Origin of the sequence: Labrenzia sp. R5_0 (assembly GCF_017743835.1) — a bacterium.
Lineage (GTDB): Bacteria > Pseudomonadota > Alphaproteobacteria > Rhizobiales > Stappiaceae > Roseibium > Roseibium algicola.
In genome coordinates, this window is sequence record NZ_JAGHRK010000024.1 from 1 (window position 1) to 2324 (window position 2324).

Sequence of the window (2324 nt, forward strand, 5' to 3'; positions counted from 1 at the left end):
GACAAAGCTGACTGATTGAGAAAAGTCCGTCTACACCTCTTGAAGCTCTAGCTACTAGAGAGACTATCTTGTAGAGCGAAAATGCAAGAGGTCGAAAATGACTATTACCCCCGACAGTTCAAATCTGATAACCCGTTTCCGAGTCGAGGGCATGGATTGTGCCTCGTGTGCGTCAAAGATCGACACCGCTTTACGCCGCTTGCCCGGCATCGGGGAGGTGGCCGTGTCCGTGCCTGGAGCAAGTTTGGTGATCAGCCATGACGGCACGGTTTCCGACAATCAGGTCATGCAACGAGTGAGACGCCTCGGCTACGGCATCACGCCGTTTGACGAATCCCCGGCTTTAAGGGACGTAGACCCCGAGGCGCCGACGGTAGAAGCCGTTTCGCGGAACCATGCGAGCCACAACACAGAGCGGCCATGGTGGCGGACGCGCAAGGCCTTGCTGACGATGGCCTGCGGCATTCTCCTTGTCGCCGCTTTTTCTATCGGGCGACTCATACCGGCAGCGGGGCCCTGGGCTTTCCTGCTGGCCATGCTAGTCGGCCTCGTCCCGGTGGCGCGCCGTGCGTATGTGGCCGCGACCTTGGGCAGCCCGTTTTCAATCGAAACGCTGATGACTGTCGCGGCGGTTGGAGCGGTGCTAATTGGGGCCACCGAGGAAGCTGCCGTTGTCGTCTTGTTGTTTCTGGTCGGTGAGATGCTGGAGGGCGTTGCCGCCGGGCGTGCGCGCGCGAGTATCGCTGACCTCGCCGATTTGGTGCCGAAGACTGCCCAACTCGAACAGGGCAATGCGATCTCGGAAGTGCCCGCAGATAGTCTTTCGGTTGGCGACGTCATCGTTGTGAGGCCAGGCGATCGAATTCCCGCAGACGGGAAAATCCTTGAGGGTTCGTCCGAGATAAACGAGGCGCCGGTTACCGGCGAGAGTGTGCCCGGGCGCAAGGCGGAGGGTGACACGGTTTTTGCTGGCACGATCAGCATTGACGGAGTGTTGCGCGTCAGGGTCGCCGCCACCGCCGAGGACAATACGATCGCCCGGGTGGTCCGGCTGGTCGAGGAGGCGCAGGAAAGCAAGGCGCCGACCGAGCGGTTCATTGAGCGTTTCTCGCGCTACTACACGCCAGGAGTTCTTGTCCTGGGAGCGTTGATTGCGTCCGTGCCGCCGGTCTTGGCCGGCGCCGACTGGAGCGACTGGATCTACAAGGGGCTCGCCATTCTCCTGATTGGCTGCCCTTGCGCCCTGGTCATTTCCACCCCTGCGGCGGTTGCCGCCGGTCTGGCGAGCGGGGCCCGGCGCGGCCTGCTGATGAAAGGCGGCGCCGTGCTTGAGGGTTTTTCAGCGATAACGGCGGTGGCTTTCGACAAAACCGGAACCCTCACAGAAGGCCGGCCTGTGGTTACTGACATCAGGTCGTTTGGGAGCAGCGATCAGCAGTCGCTGAGCCTTGCAGCCGCGTTGGAGCAAGGATCGAACCATCCGCTTGCTCTCGCAATTCTGCAAAAGGCTGACTCCGAGAAGGCACCCATTCCGCCTGCAACCCAAGCACGCGCGGTTCCCGGAAAGGGCGTCGAAGGTCGAGTCGGCGGTGTGTCGGTTTTTCTTGGATCCGCGACCGCTGCTCGCGACCGGGTCAGCATGACTGACAATCAGATTGCGGTTGCCGATGCGTTCAATGCCGAGGGCAAAACTGTTTCAGTGCTGCTTGTAGACAACAAGGTTTCCGCTCTTTTCGCCATGCGTGACGAACCAAGGACAGATGCGATAGACGGCCTCGCTTCCTTAAAGGCGCGGGGAATTCGCACGCTGATGCTGACGGGTGATAACACCCGAACGGCCACGGCGATTGCAGACGCTCTCGGCATCGAGCCGCGCGCGGACCTTCTACCGCAGGACAAGCAACGGATCGTCGATGAACTACGCGCGGACGGCCTGAAAGTTGCCAAAGTGGGAGACGGCATCAACGACGCGCCGGCTCTGGCCGCCGCGGATATCGGTATCGCCATGGGAGGCGGCACGGATGTGGCACTTGAAACTGCCGACGCAGCCATATTGCATGGGCGGGTGATGGACGTTGCCCAGATGATAAGCCTGTCTCATGCGGTGATGAGGAACATTAAACTGAACGTGGGGATGGCTCTGGGCCTGAAAGCGTTGTTTTTGGTGACGACCGTCGCAGGTGTAACCGGTCTTTGGCCAGCAATCCTTGCCGACACAGGCGCAACAGTACTCGTCACCGCAAATGCTATGCGGCTTCTGGCATGGAAAGGGGAAACCTGAACTCGAGCGAGCTGGAGCTGGATGCGCTGCATTTTGGACGACT

Annotated in this window: 1 protein-coding gene; it reads left to right on the forward strand. The window is 60.4% G+C overall.

Annotation, left to right across the window (positions count from 1 at the left end; translation table 11 throughout):
• The first annotated feature begins 97 nt into the window (after positions 1–97).
• A complete protein-coding gene (locus tag J7447_RS31135; protein WP_209171779.1) occupies positions 98–2281 on the forward strand; it encodes a heavy metal translocating P-type ATPase in 2184 nt (727 codons plus the stop codon).
• The last annotated feature ends 43 nt before the right edge of the window (positions 2282–2324 follow it).

Bases quoted from the DNA above. Each gene is read 5' to 3' on its own strand.
- J7447_RS31135 (WP_209171779.1), top strand. From the start codon at position 98: ATGACTATTACCCCCGACAGTTCAAATCTGATAACCCGTTTCCGAGTC.